The organism is Streptomyces sp. NPDC014006 (assembly GCF_043088925.1).
In the GTDB taxonomy this organism is placed as follows: Bacteria; Actinomycetota; Actinomycetes; order Streptomycetales; family Streptomycetaceae; genus Streptomyces.
Window position 1 is genome coordinate 71,604 of record NZ_JBICAJ010000018.1, and the last position, 23,317, is coordinate 94,920.

The window sequence follows — 23,317 nt, forward strand, 5'->3', positions numbered from 1 at the left end:
GCCGAAGCAGGAGTAACTCCATGGCTCGTATGACCGCTGCCCGTGCGGCAGTCGAGATCCTCAAGCGCGAGGGTGTCACCCAGGCGTTCGGTGTGCCGGGCGCAGCGATCAACCCCTTCTACAAGGCGCTGCAGCAGGGTGGCGGGATCGACCACACCCTCGCCCGCCACGTCGAGGGCGCCTCCCACATGGCCGAGGGCTACACCCGGACCCGGCCCGGGAACATCGGTGTCTGCATCGGTACCTCCGGCCCCGCCGGCACCGACATGATCACCGGTCTGTACTCCGCGATCGGTGACTCCATCCCGATCCTGTGCATCACGGGCCAGGCGCCCACCCACGTGATCCACAAGGAGGACTTCCAGGCCGTCGACATCGCCTCGATCGCCAAGCCGGTCACCAAGATGGCGGTGACCGTCCTGGAGGCCGCGCAAGTCCCCGGCGTCTTCCAGCAGGCCTTCCACCTGATGCGCTCCGGCCGTCCCGGCCCGGTCCTCATCGACCTGCCGATAGACGTCCAGCTCACCGAGATCGAGTTCGACCCCGAGACGTACGAGCCGCTGCCGGTCTACAAGCCGACCGCGACCCGCGCGCAGATCGAGAAGGCGATCTCCTTCCTGCTGGCCTCCGAGCGCCCGGTGATCGTCGCCGGCGGCGGCGTCATCGGCGCCGACGCCGCCGACCTGCTGGTCGAGTTCGCCGAGCTCACCGACACCCCGGTCATCCCGACCCTGATGGGCTGGGGCACGCTGCCCGACGACCACGAACTGAACGCCGGCATGGTCGGCGTGCAGACCTCGCACCGCTACGGCAACGCGAACTTCCTGGAGTCGGACTTCGTCCTCGGCATCGGCAACCGCTGGGCCAACCGTCACACCGGCTACAAGCTCGACGTCTACCGCGGCGAGCGCAAGTTCGTCCACGTCGACATCGAGCCCACCCAGATCGGCAAGATCTTCCCGCCGGACTACGGTGTCGTCTCCGACGCCAAGGCCGCGCTGGAGCTGTTCGTCGAGGTGGCGAAGGAGCTGAAGGCCGAGGGCAAGCTCCCCGACCGCGGCGCGTGGGTCGCCTCGACGCAGGAGCGCAAGGCCACGCTGCTGCGCCGTACGCACTTCGACAACGTGCCGATGAAGCCGCAGCGCGTGTACGAGGAGATGAACAAGGCCTTCGGCCCCGAGACGCGTTACGTCACCACCATCGGCCTCTCCCAGATCGCCGGCGCGCAGATGCTGCACGTCTTCAAGCCGCGCCACTGGATCAACTGCGGCCAGGCCGGTCCGCTCGGCTGGACCATCCCGGCCGCGATCGGCGTCGCCAAGGCCGATCCGGAGTCCCCGGTCGTCGCGCTCTCGGGCGACTACGACTTCCAGTTCATGATCGAGGAACTGGCGGTCGCCGCGCAGCACAAGGTCCCCTACGTCCACGTGCTGGTGAACAACTCCTACCTGGGCCTGATCCGTCAGGCGCAGATCGGCCTGGACATCAACTTCCAGGTCAACCTGGAGTTCGAGAACATCAACTCGCCCGAGATCGGCGTCTACGGCGTGGACCACGTCAAGGTCGCCGAGGGCCTGGGCTGCAAGGCGATCCGGGTCACCGAGCCGGACCAGCTGGGCGCGGCCCTGGAGCAGGCGAAGAAGCTGGCCGCGGAGTACCAGGTGCCGGTCGTCGTCGAGGCGATCCTGGAGCGGATCACCAACATCTCGATGAGCAAGACGATGGACATCAGCGACATCACCGAGTTCGAGGACCTGGCCACCGAGCCGGCCCACGCGCCGACGTCCATCAAGCCGCTGAAGGTCTGACGACCACGGCCTGACACACCGGTCTGACACCGGCCCGAGCGAGGGCGGCCCGTTCCGTGGGGGGACGGGCCGCCCTTCTGTGTGCCCAGGGGCCGTGGCGGCCGTCAGTCGAAGCCACCGCCGCCTCCGCAGCCGAAGCCGCCGCCGTGTTCGTGCCCGCCGTGATGGCCGTACGACGTACCGCCGCCGCGGTCGTTCTCGCTTCCGGCGTCCCCGTCGACGACGGCCTCACCGCCGGTGATGCCCCGCAGGACGCTGCCCGCGCCGAACGGAAAGAGCCCCTCGTCCGCGAGGGCGCCGCGGCCCGTCAGCCCCGCCGCGTGCGAGAACCGCGGCAACAGCGCGGTCAGCGCCCGCGTGCCGTACAGGGCCACGGCGAACAGCGTCTCCTCCTCGGTCAGCCCCTCGGGGTCCGCGGGGAGCGGATGACGCTCGCGCAGCTCCGCGAGCAGCCGGCCCACGGCCCGGGTGCGGCGCGGCGGCAGCGGGCGCAGCAGCCCGGCCGTGATGAGATCGGCCCGCATCCGGGCCAGGGCACGGCGCACCGTGACCCGGCCGGGCAACTCCCGCGGTCCGGCGGGCCGGTACAGGGCGGTGCGTACGGCCTTCTCCAGAGGATGCCGGACGGCCGCGGCGTCCCCCGCGCGCCCGTTCCTGCGCACGGTCCCCGGCCGTCCGGCATCGACGATGCCCCGCAGGTGCAGGGCGACCACGGAGACCGTGACCGCGGCCCGCGGCCCGGCACGCACCAGGGCGGCCTCGTACGGCCCCAGGGGAACACCCGGCTCGTTCATCCCCACCACCCCCCGCGGAGGGCGGTCCACCGCCCCGGTGCCGGTGGACCGCCGTGTGAGCCGTATGTGCCCGCCGGCAGGGGGTGCCGAAGCCTGCGCGGGGCCGGTTCAGAGGTGGTTTTGAGGGTTTGCGCAGGGCCCCTACGTCGCCTTGTGTACGTCCTGCTGGGCCTCGTGGTGTTCCGACAGGCCGGGCCAGTCGTCGGGGCCGCCGCCCTGCCATTCGATGAAGTCGCTCTGCGCCACGTCCGTCACATACAGGTCGGCCAGCCGCAGGATCTCGGCGACGTCGTCGATGTGCGTGGCGACGCCCAGGGTCCGATCGCCCTCGGTGACCCGCCGCGAGCCGTCCAGCGCCGGCGGGTGCACCACGACATGCGGGTGCTGCGTTGCGTCCGTCATGTCTCCAGGCTGCTGCCGCCCCGGTGCCGCCGCACCCCGGAAAACGCCGAGCGGCGGGGGGGGGGGGGGGGGCCGCCCCCCCCCCCCCCCCGGGGGGGGGGGGGGGGGGGGGGGGGCCGGGGGCGGCCCCCCCCCCCCCCCCCCCCCCCCCCCCCGCCCCCCCCCCCCCCCCCCCCCCCCCCCGGGGGCCCCGGGGGGCCCCCCCCCCCCCCCCCCCCCCCCCTCGGCCGGTGAGGCTTCTTGGGTTGTGGCCGCCCGACGGCGCGAGACTGGGCGCGACAGGACATTCGCGCCGCCGGACGGAGTCTGATGGGCCCCCAAGGGGCTCTGTGGCCCGCGGGGGAGGGGCCGTTGGAGCGTCTGGCAGCCGGGGGGCAAGTGCTCCCACCGGTGGCCAAAGGCTCCCGTCGGAGCAAGCGCCCCGCCGGTGCCGACGGCTCCCGTTGGAGCAAGCGCCCCCGTTGGACCATGCGCTCCCGGAGGGGAGTGGCTGGGACCGCGGCGGATGCGACGGAGCCGCGCGTACCTGCCTCACGTCGGCAGGGACGTCACGTTTCCTTCACCACCGCACTGGCTCGCACGCCGCCGCGGTCCTCGCCCTGCCCGCCGTGCCCCGCGATCACCCCTCATCCGGATCGCGTGGCGGCGGGTCCTGCGCGTCCGGATCCCGGCCTCCCCGCCGGGTCCGGACGCAGCCTCATGGCCTGGAGGATCAGTCCTCGCGCAGGGCGCGGACCGCCTCCTCCACGCGCTTGCCGTACTCGAGGTCGGCGGCGTGGAAGTGGGCCAGGTTCTTCTCGATCACGTCGTTGCGCGAGACCTGCGACAGGCCGCCGGCGATGTTCGCGATCAGGCGGGACTTCTCCTCCTGAGACATCAGCCGGTACAGCTCACCGGCCTGGAAGAAGTCGTCGTCCTTGGTGTGCAGCGGAGCCTCGTGGGTGCCGGTGTGACCGGAGACCGCGAGGGGCGCCGACAGGGGGCGGCCGGTCTCGACCGGGCCGTCGTAGGAGTTCGGCTCGTAGTTCTTCGCGTCGCGGCCCTGGGCGTTGAGCGCCATGAAGCCGTCGCGGCCGTAGTTCCGGGCGCCGCCCGGAACGGCCTTCGGCGAGTTGACCGGCAGCAGGGTGTGGTTCACACCGAGGCGGTAGCGGTGGGCGTCCGCGTAGGCGAACAGACGGCCCTGGAGCATCTTGTCCGGCGACGGACCGATGCCCGGCACGAAGTTGTTCGGGGAGAACGCGGCCTGCTCGACCTCGGCGAAGACGTTGTCCGGGTTGCGGTCCAGCACCAGACGGCCCACGCGCTGCAGCGGGTAGTCCCGGTGCGGCCACACCTTGGTCAGGTCGAACGGGTTGAAGCGGTAGTTCGCCGCCTCGGCCGCCGGCATGAGCTGGACGTAGAGGGTCCAGGACGGGTGCACGCCGCGCTCGATGGCCTGGAGCAGGTCCGTCTGGTGCGAGTTGGGGTCCTTGCCCGCGAGCTCGGCGGCCTGCTCGCCGGTCAGGCAGCGGATGCCCTGGTCCGTCTTGAAGTGGTACTTGACGAAGAAGGCCTCGCCCTTGGCGTTCGTCCACTGGTAGGTGTGCGAGCCGAAACCGTCCATGTGGCGGTACGACGCCGGGATGCCGCGGTCACCCATCAGCCAGGTGATCTGGTGCGTGGCCTCGGGGGAGTGGGCCCAGAAGTCCCAGACGTTGTCCGGCTCCTGCCTCCCGGTGAACGGGTCGCGCTTCTGCGAGTGGATGAAGTCGGGGAACTTGATCGGGTCCTTGATGAAGAACACCGGGGTGTTGTTGCCGACGAGGTCGTAGTTGCCCTCTTCGGTGTAGAACTTCACCGCGAAGCCGCGCGGGTCACGGACGGCGTCCGCGCCGCCGAGCGAGTCGGCCACGGTGGAGAAGCGCAGGAACACCTCGGTGCGCTTGCCGATCTCGCTGAGGAAGTCGGCGTGCGTGAAGCCGGTGACGTCGTCGGTGACCTCGAAGCGGCCGTAGGCGCCGGAGCCTCGGGCGTGCACCACGCGCTCCGGGATGCGCTCGCGGTTGAAGCGCGCGAGCTTCTCCAGGAGCTGCTGGTCCTGGATCAGGAGCGGACCGCCGACGCCGGCGGAGGCGGAGTTCTGGTTGTCGGCGACGGGGGCGCCGGACTCGGTCGTGAGCACGCGCTTCGACATGGGGACCTTCCGAACGGGACTGCTGAAGCCTGGTGACGGTGCAGTGAGCGTAAGGACGCCTGACCAGGGGCGTCAACAGTTTGTTGAAGTCGATTTCAACGTTTTGTTGAACTGGTGGGCATGCGTGGTTCCGGGCCGTGGCGGCGCGTGGGCGCGACGGGACAGGTGTCGAACGCCGCCACGGCCCGGAAGATCCGGGAGGGTCAGACCTGGGCGCCGGAGAGGCGCTCCACGGCCCGCAGCAGGGCCGAGTGGTCCAGACCGCCGTCACCCTGGGCGCGCAGCGAGGCGACCAGCTGGGCGACCACGGCGCCGACCGGCAGGGCCGCGCCGACGTTGCGGGCGGCGTCGGTCACGATGCCCATGTCCTTGTGGTGCAGGTCGATCCGGAAGCCGGGCTTGAAGTCGCGGTTGAGGAAGTTGTCCTTCTTGCGCGTCAGCACGGTCGAGCCGGCCAGACCGCCGTTGAGGACGTCGAGCGCGGCCTGCAGGTTCACGCCGGACTTCTCGAGGAAGACCACGGCCTCGGCGCACGCCTGGATGTTCACGGCGACGATCAGCTGGTTGGCGGCCTTCACGGTCTGACCCGAGCCGTGCGGGCCGCACAGCACGATGGTCTTGCCGAGGGCGTCGAAGATCGGCTTGGCCTCGTCGAAGTCGGCCTGCTCGCCACCGACCATGATCGACAGTACGGCCTCGATGGCGCCGGCCTCGCCACCGGAGACCGGGGCGTCCAGGACGCGGACGCCCTTGTCCTTGGCGGCCTTGGCCAGGTCGACGGAGGTCTGCGGGGTGATCGAGGACATGTCGATCAGCAGGGCGCCGGACCTGGCGTTCTCCAGGATGCCGTCCGGGCCGTAGGCGATGGCCTCGACCTGCGGGGACGCGGGCACCATCGTGATGACGACGTCGGCGTCCTTGACCGCCTCGGCGATCGAGGAGGCCGCGGTGCCGCCGGCGGCGGACAGGCGGTCGAGCTTGTCCTGCTCGAGGGTGAAGCCGGTGACCTGGTAACCCGCCTTGATCAGGTTCTCGGACATGGGGGAGCCCATGATGCCGAGGCCGATCCAGGCAATCGCCGGGCGGGTCGGGTGGGAAGAATCTGCAAGGTTGCTCATGCGGGGGTGCCTCTCTAACTGCTGTACTGCGTCTGTGAGGTGGCGCCGGCTTCACGGGCGCCCCGGGGTTCAGCGGGCGGCGCGCGCCTCGCGCGGCAGCCACTCGAAGGCCGCGGCGCTGGGCTTGTCGCCCGGCTTGTACTCCAGGCCGACCCAGCCGTCGTAACCGGCCTTCGTCAGCTGGTCGAGGAGGTCCTCCAGCGGCAGCGAGCCGGTGCCGGGGGCGCCGCGGCCCGGGTTGTCGGCGATCTGCACATGGCCGGTCCTGGCCGCGTACTGTTCGATGACCGACGGCAGGTCCTCGCCGTTCATGGACAGGTGGTACAGGTCCATGAGGAACTTCGCGTTGCCGAGGCCGGTCGCCTCGTTCACCTTGTCGACGATCTCGATCGCCTTGGGCGCGCTCACGATCGGGCACTTCGGCGACTCGGGCTGGTTGAGGGCCTCGATGAGGATCGTCCCGCCGACCCGGCCGACGGCCTGGGCCGCGAGAACGAGGTTCTCCAGGGCGAGCGCGTCCTGCTCGGCCGGGTCCACGCCGTCGATGCGGTTGCCGTACAGCGCGTTGAACGTGGTGCAGCCCAGGGACTGGGCGAAGGCGATGGCCACGTCGATGTTGGCGCGGAACCTCTCCGACTCCGTGCCCGGGATCGACAGGGCGCCGCGGTCGGGGCCGGGCAGTTGCCCGGCGTAGAAGTTCAGGCCCGTGAGCTGGACGCCCGCGTCCTCGACGGCCTTCTTCAGGGCGTCGAGCTCGGACTGCTCGGGGGTGGGGGTCTCGATCCAGGGCCACCACAGCTCGACCGCGGTGAAGCCGGCCGCGGCGGCGGCCGCGGGACGCTCCAGGAGCGGGAGTTCCGTGAAGAGGATCGACAGGTTGACGTTGAAGCGCTGGTCTGCGAATCCCATCGGGGGCCGCGCTCCCTTCCGTTAGTCGAGTTTCCGTATTACGGAAGTTCGTTTCTGCGTAATGGAAGATTGCCTGTGGCGGGGGGTGACTGTCAAGAGCGGCCGCAAAAAAGCGCCCCCGCGCTTCGGACGCGGGGGCGCAACAGGGGCCGGGGAGCGGTTTCACAGGGCGTCGACGCCGCTCACCTTCCAGCCGCCGGAGGTACGGGTCATCGTCATCCGCACCCGGTTCAGGTCCAGGCGGGAGCCCGAGACCTGGGTGCTCTGCGTCACCTGGTTGACGAAGAGCAGGACCACGACCCGGTCCGGCGAGGCCCGGACCACCGAGGCAGCCGGGGCGCCGCCGTCCGCGGGGTGCGCGACGGTGGCCGTCACCACCCCGTGGTACTTCCTGGCCGTCGGCCCGACCAGGCTCGCCGTCGTCTTGGCGTACTGCTCGCGGAACGACCCGGTCAGCCGGGCGCGCGCGGCGGCGAAGTCCCGGTCCAGATGCCGGTAGTCGTACGACAGCACCACGGGCGCCGCCCGCTGCGCGGCCGTGAGGGCTTCCGTGCGCGCCTGCTCGGCCCGCGTTCCCTCCCGGTAGCGCCACCCCTGTACGGCGACCGCGGCCAGGCCCGCCACCAGCAGGAGGCACACCAGGACGGTGAGCAGCCTCCGACGCCGCGCCGGCCGTCCGGCAGCGCCGTCCTTCCCGGCGTCGTCGTCCACCGCGGCCACGCCGTCCTCGACGGTCCCCGGCTCGGGCGGGTCCTGCCAGCCGTCCTTCGGGGCCTTGACGAGCAGGGTGCGCCCGACGGGCGGCCGCTCGGTCACCCGCGCGGCCGTGCCGCAGGCCTCCGCCTCGGGACGGCCGCGCTCGGCGCGCTTGGCCGCCGCGCGGGCCGCCGCGGTCATCGTGCGCCGGGCACCGGCTCCCGGGCCGCCGGCCCGGGTCGTCGTCTTCGCCATGATGGTTCTCCTCACGGGTGGTGCGGGCCGGTCAGCCGACGAACTCGACATCGGAGGTCAGCCAGCGGCCGTCCCGGTGCACCAGGTCGATCTGGAGCCGGTAGGTGCGCGCCTGGCCCTCGGGCGCGGCGGTGTTGCTGACCTTGCTGTCGGCGACCACCAGGACCCGGGCCGAGCGGGCGTCGGAGCGGACGATGCCCGCGTCCAGGACCTGGCCCTCGGACACCGACCGGTTCTCGGCGACGAGCTTGGTCAGCTGCTCGCTCTGCGCCGAGAACTGCTTCTTGAACTCGCCCGTGGCGCTCTTCAGGACGGTGGCGCTGTCCCGGTCGTAGTGCCGGTAGTCGAGCGAGGTGAAGTTCAGCGCCGACTGGCGGGCCGCGGCCAGGACGTCCTGGCGCCGCTGCTCCGCGGCGCGCTGCCCGGCCAGGCCGACGCCCAGCCAGATCGCGGCCGCGGTGGTGAGCGCGATCGCCAGGACGAGTCCGGCCGCGAGGGCCCGGGTCATGCCATCGGTCCGACGAGCAGCCATTGCCACGACTCCTTTCCGAAGACGGTCTGCTGGCCGCCCGCCGAGCCGATCTCGACGGGCGTTCCGTCCGGGCCGGTCGCGGTGCCGGTCTCCGGGTCGTACGGCGTGACGTACGCCGCCGGGTCCGCACCGCCGGCACGGGCGCCGGGGGCGTTCTGCGCGCCCCGCACGGACGTGCCGCTGCCGCGCGGGGCGGCGCAGTGCGCGCCGGTGTTCGCCGCGCGGGTACTGGTGTCCGCGGGGTCGCGCCGCGCGGTGCCGTATCCGCGCGTGCACGCGGGCGGGTCGTCGGCGTTGACGACCAGCCCGAAGTGGGTGGTGCCGTCGCCCGGGACGACGGTGTAACTGCCCGCGACCAGGGCCGGGAAGGTGACCAGGGCCTGCTCCACGCCGGGCAGGCGGGCCACCATGACCTGGCCGCCGCTGATCAGGTTGGCCAGCAGCACCGACAGCCGCGGGGAGAGGTCCTTCAGCAGCGAGTTGACCTGCTGCGCGGCCGGTGTCGCGTTGCCGATCAGCTTGCGCAGGTCGCCGTCGCTCGTCTTCACCTGGGCGGTGAGCGTGGCCAGGTCGCGGGCGAAGGACCTGATGGACGAGCCCTGGTCGGCCTGGGTCTTCAGGACCGTCCGGGAGTTCTCGATCAGGGAGATCGTCTCGGGCAGCGACGCGGACGCCGAGTCGACGAGCGCGTTGCCGGAGTCGACCAGCCGGCCCAGGTCGGGGCCCGTGCCGGCGAACGCCTTCCCCAGCTCGTCGACGGTGACCCGCAGGTCGTCCTTGCCGACGGAGTTGACCAGCCGGTCCAGGCTGAGGACCAGGTCCGTGGCGGGCAGCGGCACCCGGGTGCTGCCGCGCGGGATGGTGCTGCCGTCGCGCAGCGCGGGGCCGCCGCCCGTACGCGGCTGCAGGTCGACGTACTGCTCGCCCACCGCGGAGCGGTCGGCCACCACGGCCAGGGTGTCCGCCGGGATGCGCGGCGCCCCGTCGTCGATGTCCAGGGCGACGGACACCCCGTCGGCGCCGGTCAGCCGCAGCGCGCCGACCCGGCCCACGGGCACCCCGCGGTAGGTGACCTCGGCGCCGGGGAAGATGCCGCCGGAGTCGGCGAAGTCCGCGCGCACCGTGTACCCGCGGTCCAGCAGGTCGTCCGCCAGGCCGGTGTACTCGGCGCCGACGTACGACACGCCGACGGCGGTGAGCGTGGCGAAGGCGAGCAGCTGAACCCTGACCGTCCGTGTGATCACGGTTGAACCCCCTTCAGCAGCAGCTCGGCGAGCTCCAGGTCGATGCCCTCGGGCGGCCGCCCTCGGGTGGTGTAGGCGCTGGTGCACACCGGCGGGCACAGCGGGCCCCCGCCGGCACCGGGCGCCGAGGGCGAGGGGACGCCGGGTGCGCTCGGCAGGGCGGTGGGCGGCGGCACGGCGGGGACGTCGGGCACGTCGGGGAGGTCCGGCAGGTCCGGTACGTCCGGCAGATCGGGCGTGCCGGGCGGTTTGGCGCCCCCGCCGGATCCGCCGGGCTTGTCGGTCAGGTTCCCGTACAGGCCGGCCAGGTCGAGATCGGCGGTGATGTGGAGGTTGACGTAGTCGCCCTTGACGGCATCTGCCGCGTTGCGCGGGAACGGGTAGGTGGTGAGCAGTTCCAGCGCGCCCGGCAGGTCGTCTCCCGCCTTGTTCAGCTGCTGGAGGATGGGCTGGAGCAGCTTCAGGTCGGCCACCGTGTCGTCGTGCGAGGCCTTGACCACCGTGGTGCCGGTCTTGCCCAGCCGGGACAGCGCGGTGAGCATCTTCGTCAGGTCGCGCCGCTGGTCGGCGAGGACCTTCAGGGCGGGCGGCAGCGTGTCGACGGCCGTGGCGATGGTCTTCTTCTCCGCCCCGAGCCTCAGGGCGAGCCGGTCGACGGCCGCGATGGCGCGGACGATGTTCCCCCGCTGCTTGTCGAGACCGCCGACGAAGGTGTTCAGCTCCCGGAGCAGGGACCTGACGCGGGTCTCCCGGCCGTCGAGGGCCTTGTTCAGCTCCACGGTGATCGTCTTGAGCTGGGCCACGCCGCCGCCGTTGAGCAGCGCGGACAGCGCCGAGAGCACCTCCTCGACCTCCGGGTTGCGGCCGCTGCGGGACAGCGGGATGCGGTCGCCGTCGCGCAGCCGGCCCACCGGCGCGGTGCCGGACGGGGCGGAGAGCGCCACGTACTTCTCGCCGAGCAGGCTGGTCTGCCGCAGGTCGGCGACCGCGTTGCCGGGCAGCTTCACCGAGTCGGCGACCCGCAGCCGCACGCGCGCGTGCCAGCCGTCCAGCTCGACCTTCTCCACCGCCCCGACGGTGACGTTGCCGACCTTCACCGCCGACTGCGGGACGAGGTCGAGGACGTCACGGAACTCCACCGTGACGTGGTAGGCGTGACCGTCGGCGGCGGCCCCGCCGGGGAGCTGGACGTCGTACCAGCCGTTGAACTCGCAGCCCGACAGCAGCAGCGAGCCGGCCACCGCCCAGGCCACGGCTCCCGTCCTGCGCAGCCCGCTCATGCGCTCGCCCCCAGGATCCCGCCGAGCGTCCGGTCGGTCGTGCCCGTCACCGCGGGCCCCTGCGGCAGGTCGGGCAGGGAGTCGAACAGCTCCCGCAGCTCCTTGCAGTCGCTCTTCTCGCCGGTCGTGCGCAGCACGGAGCACAGCAGGGAGGCCGGATCCTGCGGCTGGTTCGCGTTGTTGCGGGTGTCGAGGGTGCCCGCGGTCGGGTTGTAGGCGTTGTTCAGGTTCGACAGGCCCGTCGGGGCGACGTCCAAGAGCTCCTCCAGTGCGGCACGTTGGGCGACGAGCACCCGCGTCACCTTGCTCAGGCCCGCCACGTCCGAGGTGAGCGCCTTCTTGTTGTTCTTGACGAAGTCGGCCACGTCGCCGAGTGCGGTGCCGAGGTTCTTCAGCGCCGCCGCGAGGTCCTTGCGCTCGCCCGCGAGCTGGTCGGCTACCTTGGCGAGGCTGGTGGTGAAGGAGCGCACGCTCTTGTCGTCGGCCGCCAGCGCCGCCGTGAACACCTGCAGGTGGCCCACCGTGCCGAACAGGTCGGTGCGGCCGTCGGACAGCGTGGTGACCGCCTGGGACAGGTCCTCGACGCTCTGGTGGAGGTTCTGGCCCTGTCCGTCGAGGTTGTCGGCGCTCACCCCGAGCAGCCGGGACAGCGAGCCGTCCTTGTTGGCGCCCTGCGGTCCGAGCGCCTCGGCGGTGGTGTGCAGGCTGTCGAAGATCCGGTCCAGTTCGACGGGGACGGCCGTGCGGGACTCGGGGATGACGTCGCCGCTGTGCAGCACCGGGCCCCGGTGGTAGACCGGCAGCAGCTGCACGTAACGGTCGCTGACCACCGAGGAGTTGATGATCGCGGCCCGGGCGCCCGCCGGGACCTTGCGGCCGGCGTCGTACTCCAGCAGCACCCGCACCCGCTTGCCCTCCGGCGTGATCGAGACGACCTTGCCGATCCGGACGCCGAGGACGCGGACGTCCGACCCCGGGTAGATGCCGACGGTACGCGGGAAGTAGGCGGTGACCCGCACGTTCTCGGGCCGCGGCCACAGCACGAAGGCAGCGGCGGCGACCAGGGCCAGGGCGACGAGCAGGGCCGGCCGCTTGTTGAAGTGCCTCACCGCGTCCCTCCCGTCCGCGGCGCCACCGGGGCGGCGACCAGGTTCTGCACATAGGAGTCGAACCAGCGGCCGTTGCCGAGGGTGTTGGTGAACAGCCGCACGTAGGGCGCCAGCAGTCTGACGCTCCGATCGAGGCTTGCCTGATTTCGTTCGAGCATCTGCACCACACCGTTCAGGCCCTTCAGCGCGGGCCCGATCTCCTTCGCGTTGTCGTCGACGAGGCCGGACAGCTCGATGCCGAGCGCGGCCGAGGTCGTCAGCAGGGTGTGGATCGCGGCGCGCCGCCTGCTGATCTCCGTGAAGAGCTTGTCGCCGTCCTTGACCAGGGCGCCGAAGTCCTTGGAGCGCGCCGCCAGCACACCGGTGACTCCGTTGGCGTGCCGGAGCAGCTCGCCGAGCGCCTTGTCGCGCGAGGCCACCGTCCGCGAGATCCGGGACAGGCCCCGGATGGACGCCTGCACCTCGGTGGGCGAGTCCTGGAACGTGGTCGAGATGGTGTCCAGCGCCTGCGCCAGCCGGCCGGTGTCCACCTGCTCCGAGGTGGTGGTCAGATCGCTGAACGCCTGCACGACGTCGTACGCCGAGACCGTGCGCCCCAGGGGGATCTCACTGCCGGGCCTGAGCTGCCCCGGGCCTTCGGGGTGCAGAGCGAGGTACTTGGCGCCGAGGATCGTCTTCACCCGGATCGACGCGCCGGTCGTGGTGCCGAACGCGGGGTCGCCCTTGACCTTGAAGGTGACCTTGACGTGGTCGCCGTCCAGGTCCACGTCCTCGACCTTGCCGACCTTGACGCCGGCGATGCGCACTTCGTCGCCGGGCTTCAGCCCGCCCGCCTCGGAGAAGGCCGCGCTGTAGGTCCGGCCGTCGCCGATCAGCGGCAGGCTGTCGGCGTTGAACGCGGCCACGGCCAGCAGCGCCAGGACGCTCAGCCCGACGGCGCCGACGACGACCGGGTTGCGTTCGCGGAACGGGGTCAGGCGGGGGCGGCGCAGCCGCGGGAGCCTGATCCGGGGCGGTTCGATACGGACCTTCACCAGCGGCTCGGGCCGGGGCGGGCGGGGCGTGCGGCGGGGCAGCCGTATCTTCGGCAGCCTCGGCGGTTCGATGCGCACCCTGATCAGGGGCTCGGGACGCCTGTCACGGCTCACGCTCCGCACCTCGCCCTCGCCACGTGCATATCCGGAGTGAACACCTGCCGCGTCTTCGGCAGCACGATCCGGCCGTCGAAGTCGCAGAGGTAGAAGTTGAACCACGAGCCGTAGGACGCCGTCCCGGTCAGCGCGTTGAGCTTGTTCGGCAGCCGTTTCAGCACGCCCTCCACGGTCTTCTCGTTCCGGTTCAGCGTCCCGGTGAGACCGGTCAGCCGGGCGATGTCGTCCTTCAGCGGTGGACGCGCGTCCTTCAGCAGCCCCGCCGTGGCCCCGGTCAGGCCGCCGATGTTCACCAGCGACTGCCCGATGGGCCCCCGGTCCGCGGACAGCCCGGAGATCACCCGGCGCAGCTGCGTCAGCAGTTCGGAGAAGCGGGCGCCGCGCTGGTCCAGGGTCGTCAGGACGGTGTTGAGGTTGTCGATCACCGAGCCGATGAGCTGGTCCCGGTCGGCAAGCGTCGTGGTGAGCGAGGCGGTGTGCACCAACAGGCTGTTGACGGTGCCGCCCTCGCCCTGCAGCGTCCGGATGATCTCGGTGGCGAGCTGGTTGACATCGCTCGGGCTCAGCGCGGCGAACAGCGGTTTGAACCCGTTCAGCAGCGCGTTGAGGTCCAGCGCCGGCTGGGTGTGCCGCAGCGGGATCGTCGTGCCGGGCGCCAGCCGGCTGCCGTCGCCCGCGCCCTCGGTCAGCGCGACGTACCGCTGCCCGACCAGGTTGCGGTAGCGGATCACGGCGTGCGTGCCGGTGAACAGCGGCCGGTCGGCCCGGACGGTGAAGGCGACCTCCGCCAGCGTCCGGTCCTTGATCCGGATGTCCTCGACCTGGCCGACCCGCACCCCGGCCACCCGGATGTCGTCGCCCTTCTCGAGCCCGGTGACGTCGCTGAACACCGCCCGGTAGGTGTGCTCGGGGGTGAAGGAGATGTTCACGATGGTGGCCGCGAGCAGAGCCGTCGCCAGGACGGTGACCAGCGCGAACAGGCTGAACTTGATCAGCGGAGCGGCGGTCTTCCTCATATGACGCTCACCGCCGTCCCGCGCGCCATCGGACCGAACAGCAGCGTCGCCACCGGCGGCACCTCGTCGGCGGGCACCCCCATGACCGGCGCCACCAGTGCCCCGACCGCCTGCTGCTCGGCCCGGGTCGCGGTGGCCCCGGCGGGCGAGGGAGAACCACCCTTGCGCGAGCCGTCGTCCAGGGGGAACCCGGGTGCCGGGACCGGGGGACGGGGCAGGTCACGGCAGTTGGGCCCCGACCGCTCCGCGTACCGGGGGTACTCACCGGGTTCGTACGCCCCCTGCTGCCGTACCGCTTCGAGCGTGATGTGCATCTTCCCGCCGCGGAACGCCTCCTCCGAGGCCTTCTCCTCGCGGACCAGGCCGGCCAGCAGGCACGGGTACTCGGGCGCGTACCGGGCGAAGAGGCCCAGCGTGGGGCGGGAGACCCGGCCCAGGGTGATCAGCCGGCCGCCGTTCGCGGCGAGGAAGTCCTCCCCGGTGCCCGCGGCGGTCGCGGTGGCCTTCAGCGCCGCCGCCAGCCGGTCCTTCTCCTCGACGATCGTGCGGCTGGTGGTGACCGTGTTGCGCAGGACGTTCATCAGGTCGGGGGCCGCGTCGCCGTAGATCTCGGCGACCTGGGCGAAGCGGGCGATGTCCTCGGTCAGGGACGGCAGGTGCGGGTTCAGGCGGCGCAGGTAGGCCTCCACGCGGGTCAGGTGGTCGCCGATCCGGTCGCCGCGCCCGTCCAGGGCGGTGGCGAACGCGGACAGGGTGGCGTTGAGCTTGCCGGGTTGCACGGTCCGCAGCAGCGGCAGCAGGTCGTTCATCAGCTGCTGCAGCTCGATGCCGACCCGGGTGCGGTCCTGGGTGATGACGTCCCCGGCGCGGATCGGCCGCGCGGAAGGGGTGGCGGGCGCGACCAGGTCGACGTACTTCTCGCCGAACAGCGTCTTGGGCAGCAGGCGCGCGTGCACGTCGGACGGGATGTGCGCGACGTACTCGGGCTTGAGCGCGAGGTCCAGCGACGCCTTCGTCCCGTCGGCGTGCACCGCGCGCACCTCACCGACCAGCAGCCCCCGCAGCTTGACGTCGGCGCGCGGGTCGAGCTGGTTGCCGAGGCTGTCGGCCTCCAGCGTGATCCGCACCACCGGCGTGAACGCCTGCCGGTAGACGGCGACGGACAGCGACAGCAACAACGCCAGCACGGCGAGGAACACCACGCCGTACAGCCGCAGTCTCCACACCCTCATTCGGTTCACCCCGCGATTCGCACGGTCGTGTTGGCGCCCCAGATCGCCAACGACAGGAAGAAGTCCAGGACGTTGATCGCCACGATCGACGTGCGCACCGCCCGCCCCACCGCAACGCCCACGCCCGCCGGGCCGCCGCTCGCGTGATAGCCGTAGAAGCAGTGCACCAGGATGATCAGGACGGCGAAGACGAGCACCTTCCCGAAGGACCACAGCACGTCGGCCGGCGGCAGGTACTGGTGGAAGTAGTGGTCGTAGGTGCCCGCGGACTGGCCGTAGTAGCCGGTGGTGATGGTGCGGGCGGCCAGGTACGAGGACAGCAGGCCGATCACGTACAGCGGGATCACCGCGACGAACCCGGCGATCATCCGCGTGGTCACCAGGAACGGCAGCGAGGGCACGCCCATCACCTCCAGGGCGTCGGTCTCCTCGCTGATCCGCATCGCGCCGAGCTGCGCGGTGAAGCCCGCGCCGACGGTCGCCGACAGCGCGAGGCCCGCCACCAGGGGCGCGATCTCCCGCGTGTTGAAGTACGCCGACAGGAACGCCACGAAGTTCGAGGTGCCGAGCTGGTTGAGGGCGGCGTAGCCCTGCAGGCCCACCTCGGTGCCGGTGAAGAACGACAGGAAGGCGATCACGCCGACCGTGCCGCCCACCACGGCGAGCGCGCCGCGGCCGAAGCTCACCTCGGCGAGCAGGCGCAGGATCTCCTTCTTGTAGCGGCGCAGGGTGCGCCCGGTCCAGGCCAGCGAGCGCCCGTAGAAGGAGAGTTGGGTGCCCAGCTCTTCGAGGGAGCGCAAGGGGCGTTGGAGAAGGCTCATCGGCTAACCCCTCTGCGGGACGACCTGGAAGTACACCGCGGTCATCACGAAGTTCGTCACGAACAACAACATGAAGGTGATCACCACCGACTGGTTCACCGCGTCACCCACACCCTTCGGGCCGCCTTTCGCGGTGAGTCCCTTGTACGAGGCGACGATCGCGGCGATCGCGCCGAACACCAGCGCCTTGACCTCCGCCGCCCACAGGTCGGACAACTGGGCGAGCGTGGTGAAGGAGGCGAGGTAGGCGCCCGGAGTGCCGTGCTGCAGAACGACGTTGAAGAAGTAGCCGCCCGCCACGCCGACCACCGACACCAGACCGTTGAGCAGCACCGCGACCAGCATCGACGCCAGCACGCGGGGCACGACCAGCCGGTGGATCGGGTCGATGCCCAGCACCTGCATCGCGTCGATCTCCTCGCGGATCTTCCGCGCCCCGAGGTCCGCGCAGATCGCCGTGCCGCCGGCGCCCGCGATCAGCAGTGCGGTGACGATCGGCGAGGCCTCCCGCAGCACCGCCAGCACGGAGGCGGCCCCGGAGAAGGACTGCGCGCCCAGCTGCCGGGTCAGGCTGCCGATCTGCAGCGCGATGACCGCGCCGAAGGGGATGGACACCAGCGCCGTCGGCAGGATCGTCACGCTCGCGACGAACCACGCCTGCTGGATGAACTCCCGCGCCTGGAAAGGCCGCCGGGGCAGCGTGCGGATGACGTCCAGGGCCATCGCGAAGAGGTTCCCGGAGTGCCTCAGCGCCCCGGTCGGGGACAGCCTCATGCGTCGGCCACCGCCTTCCCGCGCAGCTCGGCCTCGCGCCGGGCGATCGCCTGCCAGCGGGGCGGGCGCGTGATGCCCGGACCCGGCAGCAGCCGCGGCGTCAGCTCCCGGCCGACGGGCCCCTCCACGAGGCCGGCCAGCTCCTGCTCGACCTGCCCCGCGTCCTTCTCCTCCGCCATGCCGATCGGGCCCTGCATCCGGCCGTTCAGAAACTGCCGCACGACCGGCTCGTCGCTGGTCAGCAGCTGCTCGCGGGGACCGAACATCACCAGCTCACGGCGGAACAGCAGGCCGATGTTGTCCGGCACCTGGCGGGCCGAGGCGATGTCGTGGGTGACGATCAGGAAGGTGGCGTCGATCTGCGCGTTGAGGTCGACGATGAGCTGGTTGAGGTAGGCCACGCGCACCGGGTCGAGACCCGAGTCGGGCTCGTCGAACAGGATGATCTCCGGGTCGAGCACCAGGGCCCGGGCGAGCCCCGCCCGTTTGCGCATGCCGCCGGAGATCTCGCCGGGCAGCTTGCCCTCGGAGCCGATCAGCCCCACCATGTCCATCTTCTCGAGGACGATCCGCCGGATCTCGCTCTCCGGTTTGCGGGTGTGCTCGCGCAGCGGGAAGGCGATGTTGTCGTACAGGTTCATCGACCCGAACAGCGCACCGTCCTGGAACAGCACACCGAACAGCTTGCGCACCTCGTACAGCTCGTGCTCGCGCAGCTTCGTGATGTCCCGGCCCTGGATCGTGATCGAGCCGCGCTCGGGCTTCAGCAGGCCGACGAGCGTCTTGAGGAACACGGACTTGCCCGTACCGGACGGGCCGAGCATGACCGAGACCTCCCCGGCGGGCAGCGTCAGCGACACGTCCTGCCAGATGACCTGGTGACCGAAGGACTTGGTCAGCCCCTCCACACAGATCTCGACACCCATCCGGTCCACCCTTCAGCCCGCGGCGCAGCTCCGACATCTGCTCTACGGGGAGGGGCGGGGGGTCCGTCGCGGGGAACCGGAAATTTTTGCGACGTGCCTCTACGGCAGTGAGGTCGGCGTGGGGGCGGGGAGCTGGGCGGACGGGACGGCGGGGGTGGACGGGAGCGTGGACGGCGTCGGGGCCGGCGGCGGCGTGGGCCCGGTCGGCAGCGCGGGGACGCCGGGGACATCGGGGACGCCGGGTACCTGCGGCACCTCGGGTGCCGCCAGCGTGGGCAGCGGCGCCACGGAGCGGACCGAGGGAACGGACGGGAGGGACGGCAGGGACGGAACGGCCGGCGACAGGGGCGATGCTCCGGTGCGGGAGCCGGTCGCCCGGGGGCCGCCCTCCGTCGCCGAAGGACGCGGCGCGCCCGTCTGCGAGGCGGCGGGCGTGCCGGTGCTGCCGGCGGAACGCAGCACCTGAGCGCCGAGGGACACGGTGGGGCGCGGCGGCGTCGGAGACCCGCCGGCGTCGACCGCGTGCGGCAGGACGAACCACCCGGCGACCGCCAGCGTGGCCGCCGTCGACGCCGCCGCGACGGCCTGCGCCTTGCCTGCGCCGGGCCGCGGCCGGGCCCGTCCGGCCAGGAACAGGGCCAGGCCGAGCGTCCCGGCCAGCGAGTTGCGCAGCGTCCGGCGGGCCCGCGCCAGCAGCGACTCCACGGTCCGGTAGCTCAGCCCCATCCGGGTGGCGACCTGGCCGACGTCGAGGTCCTCGGACTTCAACCGCAGCGCCTCCGCCTGGCGGGCCGGCAGCTCACCGCTGCGCACGGCCAGCCATCTGGCCTCTGCCCGGTCGCACACCGCCTCCTCCACCGGCACCGGTCCGGGGGCGATGAGTGTCGGGCTGGTGCGCACCTGGGCCTCACGGTTGACCTGGCGGTACCGGTCGACGCACAGCCGCATGGTCACGGTCGTCAGCCAGGCGCCCAGACGCTCGTCGTCCAGGTCCGGCCGCTCCGCGGCGCGCAGCATCGCCTCGTGCACCGCGTCCTCGGCGTCCTCCTGGCTCATCGACCGGCGCCGGGCCACCTTGAGCAGCTGCTCGCGGTGGCTCCACATGCGCTCCCAGCGGTCCTGGGCCGCCCGTATGTCCGCAGGCATGTCCGTCGCCATGAGGGCCCCTTCGCACTCACCCGCCGGGCTGGTGTCGTCCGGCGGGAGGCGACATTACCGCCCGGTAGCAGCGGTTGTGGAGGGGGCGGAGGCCATCGTGTCCGCACCGTTGCCGGTCAGCGGATCACCGCTGGACAGCAGGCCACCGGGCAGATCCGTGACAGGAGTGGGGAGGGGAGGAGCGGGTTCCTCCGTTCCCCGCGGGGCGGGTGAGGGTGACGCCGGCGGCGTGGGCGACGGGGTCGCGCCGGAGCGGGCCGAGGGGACCGGCGCGGGCGGGTGCGCGTGCGTCGGCTCGGGCGTCGGCTTTGGCGTCGGTTCGCTGCGGGGCCGGGGCGGGCGCGGGGACGTCGAGGGAGCCACCCCGAAACCCTCGTCCGGCACCAGGCGGTGCCCTTGGAGGAAGTACCCGTACCAGGCCAGCACCGTGCGCAGATACGCCGTCGAGTGGTTGTAGCCGAGGATCGCCCGGTCCCGCTGGGCCGGGACGGACAGGTCGCGTCCTCCCGCGCACAGGTAGCGCCCGGCGGCGAGGGCCGCGTCATGGATGTTGCCCGGGTCCCGGCGGCCGTCGCCGTTGCCGTCGGCGCCCCAGCGGGCCCAGGTCGACGGGATGAACTGCATCGGCCCGACCGCGCGGTCGTACACCGGGTCCCCGTCGTACGCACCGCCGTCGGTGTCCGCCACGAGGGCGAAGGCGCCGCCGGTCAGCCGGGGCCCGAGGATCGGCGTCACCGTCGTACCGTCGGACGTCACCCGGCCGCCTCGCGCCTGCCCGGACTCCACCTGCCCGATCGCCGCCAGCAGCTGCCAGCGCAGCCGGCAGCCGGGAGCCTCCCGCGCAAGCCGCGCCTCGGCCCGCCGGTAGGCGGCGAACACGCTCACGGGTACCGCACCACCCGCCACCGGAGCACCGGCTCGGGACCTCCCGCGCGTGCGCAGCGGCGGCAGCCCGGTGCGGTAGGGGGTGTCGCCGGAGACGCTCGGACCGTGTGCGGCGGGCGCCCGCGGCACGGGCGCCGCGGCCCGCACCGGCACCGCCCCCGGCGCCTGCGACGCGGTCAGCGCGCTCATCGCCGCCACCGCGAGCGCCGTACCCCGCATCCGTCTCACTCTCTGCCCTGCCACGTCGTGACCCCTCCCTGTGGTCGTGCCGTCACCTGCTCTACGCGGCGGGGCTGCCGGTCCGTCGCGGGATGTGCTGGGCACTGCCCGAACCTCCGGGACGCGGGTTAGGTTGTGCGCGTGCGATTGAGAGTGGAGTTCACGACCGAGCCCTTCGACCTCGACGAGGCGCCCGCGCATGCGGTGGTCGCTCGCCGGGTCATCGAGACGGCCGAGCTGGAGGCCGTGGACGTCGGCCCGTTCGGCAACACCGCGGAGGGCGGTGCCGACGCCGTCCTCACGGCCGTGGACGCGCTGCTGCGCAAGACTCTCGAGGCCGGCGCGACCCGCGTCTCCCTCCAGGTCAACGTGGTCGGGGAGGACGAGTGACCGGCACCGGCGACGAGCCGTTCATCGCGGCGGTGAAGCCGCTGGTCGACGCGATCGGCGGCGAGATGCTGCCGCCGGACGAGGCCGCTCCGGAGGACGTCGTGCTGTCCTGGGAGGGCAGCGACGCGGTCGCGGTACGGCTGCCGCAGCTCGCGGACTCCCTCGACCACATCCTGGCCGCCATGGAGCGCAGAAAGGGCAGACCGCTGGCCGATCTGGACCGCAAGGCCAAGCAGGAGGTCGTGCGCATACTGGAGGCCCGCGGCGCGTTCTCCGTGCGGCACGGCGTGGAGACCGTGGCCGGGGCGCTCGGCGTCAGCCGCTTCACGGTCTACAACTACCTGAACCGCGAGAAAGACGCCTGACCGGCGCGCGTACGGGAGTTTTCCTCCCCCCAATTTTTCAACAAAGTGTTGACGTGGTGTTTCGGACGGCGTTAGCTACTGCCACGCCCGTTCAGCACGACGGCCTTTACGGCCACGGAGGCTCCCGTGACGTCCACTTCCACGCCGCCGGGCCTGGCCCGCTTCAACACCCTCGAGGAGCAGGCGGCTCTCGCCGCACTCCACGAGGCGTGCTCGTCCACGGCGTGGGCCAAGCGGTTGCTCGCGGCCCGCCCCTACGCCGTCCCCGAGGATCTCTACGCAGCCAGCGACGCCGCCATGGCGGAGCTGACCGCGCAGGACCTCGAGGAGGCCATGGCCGGGCACCCGCCGATCGGCCGCCCCAAGCCGGGGGATCCCACCTCGGCCCGGGAACAGCGCGGCATGGCCGGCGCATCCGAGGAGCTCAGGGCGGAGATGCTCGAACTGAACCTGGCCTACCAGGAGAAGTTCGGCCATGTCTTCCTGATCTGCGCCACCGGCCGGACCGGTGAGCAGATGCGGGATGCCGTCAAGGAGCGGATCGGTAACTCGCCGGAGCAGGAGCGGGAGATCGTCCGCACCGAGCTGGGCAAGATCAACCGCATCCGACTGGCACGACTCGTCGAAGAGGACTGACAGCAGCCATGAGCACAAGCACCGCGGCCTCGCCGAAAAGTTCGGTGTCCACGCACATCCTGGACACCTCCGTCGGCCGGCCCGCCGAGGCCGTCGCCGTCCACCTGTCGGCCCGCTCCGGGCTCGACGCGGACTGGCAGGCGCTCGGCGGTTCGGCCACCGACGCGGACGGGCGGTGCAAGGACCTCCCGGCCCTGCCGGAGGGGACCACCCACGTACGGCTCGACTTCGACACCGAGTCGTACTTCGCCAAGAAACAAGCCGCGGCCCAGCAGGACGCCCCCGCGCTCCGGGACAGCGAGAACAGCCGGCCGGTGTTCTTCCCCGAGGTCTCCATCGCCTTCGCGGTGGTGCCCGGTGAGCACTACCACGTTCCGCTGCTGCTCAACCCGTTCGGCTACTCCGTTTACCGAGGGAGCTGACCGACACCATGACCCGTTTCGTCCTGGGACAGAACCAGTACGGCAAGGCAGAGAACCGCGTTGTCAAGATCACGCGTGACGGCGACACGCACCACATCAAGGACCTGAACGTCTCCGTCGCCCTGTCCGGCGACATGGAGGAGGTCCACCGGAGCGGTTCCAACGCGAACGTCCTGCCCACCGACACCACCAAGAACACGGTGTACGCCTTCGCCAAGGAGCACGGGATCGAGAGCGCCGAGGACTTCGGCATCAAGCTCGCCCGCCACTTCGTGGACAACACCGCGTCCATCCACCGGGCCCGCATCCGCGTCGAGGAGTACGGCTGGGAGCGGATCGAGACCTCGCAGTCCGGCGCCCGCTTCGTCGGCTCCGACGAGATCGCGCACTCCTTCGTCCGCAAGGGCCAGGAGACCCGCGTCGCGGAGATCACCTACGACGGCCACGGCATCCAGGTGCTCTCCGGGTTCAAGGACCTGACCGTCCTGAACACGACCAACTCCGAGTTCTGGGGCTACCTGAAGGACAAGTACACCACCCTGAAGGAGGACTACGACCGGATCCTCGCCACCACCGTCTCCACCTGGTGGCGGCACAACTGGGACGGCATCGACTCGCACGCCCCGGACTGGGACCGCTCGTACAACGGGGTGCGCAAGCACGCGCTGCAGGCGTTCGCCGAGACCTACTCGTACTCGCTCCAGCAGACCCTGTTCGAGATGGGTGTGCGGGTGCTGAACTCGCGCGACGAGGTCGACGAGATCCGCTTCTCGATGCCCAACAAGCACCACTTCCGCTCGGACCTGTCGCCCTTCGGGATCGACAACGAGGCGAAGGACGGCGCCGTGTACTACGCCGCCGACCGCCCCTACGGCCTGATCGAGGCCACCATCCTGCGGGACGGCGCCGAGCAGCTCATCCCGGTCGACATGACCAACCTCTGACGCGGGGCGCGTGTCCCCGGACCCGGCCGCCGGGCCCGGGGACACGCCACACCGG

At 71.7% G+C, this 23,317-nt stretch carries 24 protein-coding genes; 6 read left to right on the forward strand and 18 right to left on the reverse strand.

Annotated elements, in window-relative coordinates:
* Window positions 1–20: 20 nt before the first annotated feature.
* A complete protein-coding gene (gene gcl, locus ACF1GV_RS38395; RefSeq protein ID WP_391690897.1) occupies window positions 21–1,808 on the forward strand; it encodes a glyoxylate carboligase in 1,788 nt (595 codons plus the stop codon).
* A gap of 104 nt (window positions 1,809–1,912) precedes the next feature.
* On the opposite strand, the gene ACF1GV_RS38400 is transcribed toward gcl, so the two are convergent.
* The 18 genes from ACF1GV_RS38400 to ACF1GV_RS38485 form a co-directional block, all read right to left on the reverse strand.
* The gene (locus tag ACF1GV_RS38400; protein ID WP_391690900.1) at window positions 1,913–2,632 is read right to left on the reverse strand and encodes a TIGR04222 domain-containing membrane protein; all 720 of its coding nucleotides are present in this window, start codon (window positions 2,630–2,632) and stop codon (window positions 1,913–1,915) included.
* A 111-nt stretch (window positions 2,633–2,743) separates the two neighbouring features.
* Window positions 2,744–3,004: a hypothetical protein gene (locus ACF1GV_RS38405; RefSeq protein WP_363262074.1), complete on the reverse strand. Its 261-nt coding sequence runs from the start codon at window positions 3,002–3,004 to the stop codon at window positions 2,744–2,746.
* A gap of 712 nt (window positions 3,005–3,716) precedes the next feature.
* On the reverse strand, window positions 3,717–5,180 hold the full coding sequence (locus ACF1GV_RS38410; protein WP_391690903.1) for a catalase: 1,464 nt from the start codon (window positions 5,178–5,180) through the stop codon (window positions 3,717–3,719).
* A gap of 203 nt (window positions 5,181–5,383) precedes the next feature.
* On the reverse strand, window positions 5,384–6,298 hold the full coding sequence (locus ACF1GV_RS38415) for a 2-hydroxy-3-oxopropionate reductase (RefSeq protein ID WP_391690906.1): 915 nt from the start codon (window positions 6,296–6,298) through the stop codon (window positions 5,384–5,386).
* A 69-nt stretch (window positions 6,299–6,367) separates the two neighbouring features.
* Window positions 6,368–7,207, reverse strand: a complete 840-nt coding sequence (locus tag ACF1GV_RS38420; RefSeq protein WP_391690908.1) for a TIM barrel protein — start codon at window positions 7,205–7,207, stop codon at window positions 6,368–6,370.
* 162 nt (window positions 7,208–7,369) lie between these two features.
* Window positions 7,370–8,158 (reverse strand): hypothetical protein, encoded by a 789-nt coding sequence (locus tag ACF1GV_RS38425; protein WP_391690911.1) that lies wholly within the window; start codon window positions 8,156–8,158, stop codon window positions 7,370–7,372.
* A gap of 31 nt (window positions 8,159–8,189) precedes the next feature.
* A complete protein-coding gene (locus ACF1GV_RS38430) occupies window positions 8,190–8,690 on the reverse strand; it encodes a hypothetical protein (protein WP_391690913.1) in 501 nt (166 codons plus the stop codon).
* Window positions 8,663–9,934, reverse strand: a complete 1,272-nt coding sequence (locus ACF1GV_RS38435; RefSeq protein ID WP_391690916.1) for an MCE family protein — start codon at window positions 9,932–9,934, stop codon at window positions 8,663–8,665. Before ACF1GV_RS38435 ends, ACF1GV_RS38430 begins: the two co-directional genes overlap by 28 nt.
* On the reverse strand, window positions 9,931–11,214 hold the full coding sequence (locus ACF1GV_RS38440) for an MCE family protein (RefSeq protein WP_391690920.1): 1,284 nt from the start codon (window positions 11,212–11,214) through the stop codon (window positions 9,931–9,933). Before ACF1GV_RS38440 ends, ACF1GV_RS38435 begins: the two co-directional genes overlap by 4 nt.
* On the reverse strand, window positions 11,211–12,323 hold the full coding sequence (locus ACF1GV_RS38445) for an MCE family protein (protein WP_391690923.1): 1,113 nt from the start codon (window positions 12,321–12,323) through the stop codon (window positions 11,211–11,213). The genes ACF1GV_RS38440 and ACF1GV_RS38445 overlap by 4 nt, the downstream gene beginning before the upstream one ends.
* On the reverse strand, window positions 12,320–13,300 hold the full coding sequence (locus ACF1GV_RS38450; protein ID WP_391690971.1) for an MCE family protein: 981 nt from the start codon (window positions 13,298–13,300) through the stop codon (window positions 12,320–12,322). The genes ACF1GV_RS38445 and ACF1GV_RS38450 overlap by 4 nt, the downstream gene beginning before the upstream one ends.
* 167 nt (window positions 13,301–13,467) lie before the next feature.
* Window positions 13,468–14,490 (reverse strand): MCE family protein, encoded by a 1,023-nt coding sequence (locus tag ACF1GV_RS38455; protein ID WP_391690925.1) that lies wholly within the window; start codon window positions 14,488–14,490, stop codon window positions 13,468–13,470.
* Complete coding sequence (locus ACF1GV_RS38460) at window positions 14,487–15,722, reverse strand: MCE family protein (RefSeq protein ID WP_391690928.1); 1,236 nt, start codon at window positions 15,720–15,722, stop codon at window positions 14,487–14,489. Before ACF1GV_RS38460 ends, ACF1GV_RS38455 begins: the two co-directional genes overlap by 4 nt.
* A gap of 5 nt (window positions 15,723–15,727) precedes the next feature.
* Window positions 15,728–16,543: an ABC transporter permease gene (locus tag ACF1GV_RS38465; protein WP_363262063.1), complete on the reverse strand. Its 816-nt coding sequence runs from the start codon at window positions 16,541–16,543 to the stop codon at window positions 15,728–15,730.
* Window positions 16,544–16,546: 3 nt separating this feature from the next.
* Window positions 16,547–17,317, reverse strand: coding sequence for an MlaE family ABC transporter permease (locus tag ACF1GV_RS38470; RefSeq protein ID WP_391690931.1), 771 nt, complete (start codon window positions 17,315–17,317; stop codon window positions 16,547–16,549).
* The gene (locus ACF1GV_RS38475; protein WP_391690934.1) at window positions 17,314–18,243 is read right to left on the reverse strand and encodes an ABC transporter ATP-binding protein; all 930 of its coding nucleotides are present in this window, start codon (window positions 18,241–18,243) and stop codon (window positions 17,314–17,316) included. Before ACF1GV_RS38475 ends, ACF1GV_RS38470 begins: the two co-directional genes overlap by 4 nt.
* 99 nt (window positions 18,244–18,342) lie before the next feature.
* Window positions 18,343–19,401 (reverse strand): sigma-70 family RNA polymerase sigma factor, encoded by a 1,059-nt coding sequence (locus ACF1GV_RS38480; RefSeq protein WP_391690937.1) that lies wholly within the window; start codon window positions 19,399–19,401, stop codon window positions 18,343–18,345.
* Between the two features lie 54 nt (window positions 19,402–19,455).
* Window positions 19,456–20,505, reverse strand: a complete 1,050-nt coding sequence (locus tag ACF1GV_RS38485) for a lytic transglycosylase domain-containing protein (RefSeq protein WP_391690940.1) — start codon at window positions 20,503–20,505, stop codon at window positions 19,456–19,458.
* A 141-nt stretch (window positions 20,506–20,646) separates the two neighbouring features.
* Between ACF1GV_RS38485 and ACF1GV_RS38490 the strand changes: the two genes are divergently transcribed.
* The 5 genes from ACF1GV_RS38490 to pucL all read left to right on the forward strand — a co-directional run bounded on the left by ACF1GV_RS38490 (window position 20,647) and on the right by pucL (window position 23,262).
* A complete protein-coding gene (locus tag ACF1GV_RS38490; protein ID WP_363262057.1) occupies window positions 20,647–20,895 on the forward strand; it encodes a hypothetical protein in 249 nt (82 codons plus the stop codon).
* On the forward strand, window positions 20,892–21,260 hold the full coding sequence (locus ACF1GV_RS38495; RefSeq protein WP_363262056.1) for a helix-turn-helix domain-containing protein: 369 nt from the start codon (window positions 20,892–20,894) through the stop codon (window positions 21,258–21,260). The genes ACF1GV_RS38490 and ACF1GV_RS38495 overlap by 4 nt, the downstream gene beginning before the upstream one ends.
* Window positions 21,261–21,386: 126 nt before the next feature.
* The gene (gene uraD, locus ACF1GV_RS38500) at window positions 21,387–21,896 is read left to right on the forward strand and encodes a 2-oxo-4-hydroxy-4-carboxy-5-ureidoimidazoline decarboxylase (RefSeq protein ID WP_391690943.1); all 510 of its coding nucleotides are present in this window, start codon (window positions 21,387–21,389) and stop codon (window positions 21,894–21,896) included.
* Window positions 21,897–21,904: 8 nt separating this feature from the next.
* Window positions 21,905–22,318, forward strand: a complete 414-nt coding sequence (uraH, locus tag ACF1GV_RS38505; RefSeq protein WP_391690946.1) for a hydroxyisourate hydrolase — start codon at window positions 21,905–21,907, stop codon at window positions 22,316–22,318.
* An 8-nt stretch (window positions 22,319–22,326) separates the two neighbouring features.
* Window positions 22,327–23,262, forward strand: a complete 936-nt coding sequence (gene pucL / locus ACF1GV_RS38510) for a factor-independent urate hydroxylase (RefSeq protein ID WP_391690949.1) — start codon at window positions 22,327–22,329, stop codon at window positions 23,260–23,262.
* Window positions 23,263–23,317 lie beyond the last annotated feature (55 nt).

What these genes read in the sequence shown, in the direction of transcription:
- ACF1GV_RS38475 (WP_391690934.1), bottom strand. Translation starts at nt 18,243, where the DNA reads ATGGGTGTCGAGATCTGTGTGGAGGGGCTGACCAAGTCCTTCGGTCAC.
- pucL (WP_391690949.1), top strand. Translation starts at nt 22,327, where the DNA reads ATGACCCGTTTCGTCCTGGGACAGAACCAGTACGGCAAGGCAGAGAAC.
- ACF1GV_RS38415 (WP_391690906.1), bottom strand. Translation starts at nt 6,298, where the DNA reads ATGAGCAACCTTGCAGATTCTTCCCACCCGACCCGCCCGGCGATTGCC.
- ACF1GV_RS38470 (WP_391690931.1), bottom strand. Translation starts at nt 17,317, where the DNA reads ATGAGGCTGTCCCCGACCGGGGCGCTGAGGCACTCCGGGAACCTCTTC.
- ACF1GV_RS38485 (WP_391690940.1), bottom strand. Translation starts at nt 20,505, where the DNA reads ATGCGGGGTACGGCGCTCGCGGTGGCGGCGATGAGCGCGCTGACCGCG.
- ACF1GV_RS38410 (WP_391690903.1), bottom strand. Translation starts at nt 5,180, where the DNA reads ATGTCGAAGCGCGTGCTCACGACCGAGTCCGGCGCCCCCGTCGCCGAC.
- ACF1GV_RS38420 (WP_391690908.1), bottom strand. Translation starts at nt 7,207, where the DNA reads ATGGGATTCGCAGACCAGCGCTTCAACGTCAACCTGTCGATCCTCTTC.
- ACF1GV_RS38430 (WP_391690913.1), bottom strand. Translation starts at nt 8,690, where the DNA reads ATGGCTGCTCGTCGGACCGATGGCATGACCCGGGCCCTCGCGGCCGGA.
- ACF1GV_RS38465 (WP_363262063.1), bottom strand. Translation starts at nt 16,543, where the DNA reads ATGAGCCTTCTCCAACGCCCCTTGCGCTCCCTCGAAGAGCTGGGCACC.
- ACF1GV_RS38425 (WP_391690911.1), bottom strand. Translation starts at nt 8,158, where the DNA reads ATGGCGAAGACGACGACCCGGGCCGGCGGCCCGGGAGCCGGTGCCCGG.
- ACF1GV_RS38460 (WP_391690928.1), bottom strand. Translation starts at nt 15,722, where the DNA reads ATGAGGGTGTGGAGACTGCGGCTGTACGGCGTGGTGTTCCTCGCCGTG.
- ACF1GV_RS38480 (WP_391690937.1), bottom strand. Translation starts at nt 19,401, where the DNA reads ATGGCGACGGACATGCCTGCGGACATACGGGCGGCCCAGGACCGCTGG.
- uraH (WP_391690946.1), top strand. Translation starts at nt 21,905, where the DNA reads ATGAGCACAAGCACCGCGGCCTCGCCGAAAAGTTCGGTGTCCACGCAC.
- ACF1GV_RS38440 (WP_391690920.1), bottom strand. Translation starts at nt 11,214, where the DNA reads ATGAGCGGGCTGCGCAGGACGGGAGCCGTGGCCTGGGCGGTGGCCGGC.
- ACF1GV_RS38405 (WP_363262074.1), bottom strand. Translation starts at nt 3,004, where the DNA reads ATGACGGACGCAACGCAGCACCCGCATGTCGTGGTGCACCCGCCGGCG.
- ACF1GV_RS38455 (WP_391690925.1), bottom strand. Translation starts at nt 14,490, where the DNA reads ATGAGGAAGACCGCCGCTCCGCTGATCAAGTTCAGCCTGTTCGCGCTG.
- gcl (WP_391690897.1), top strand. Translation starts at nt 21, where the DNA reads ATGGCTCGTATGACCGCTGCCCGTGCGGCAGTCGAGATCCTCAAGCGC.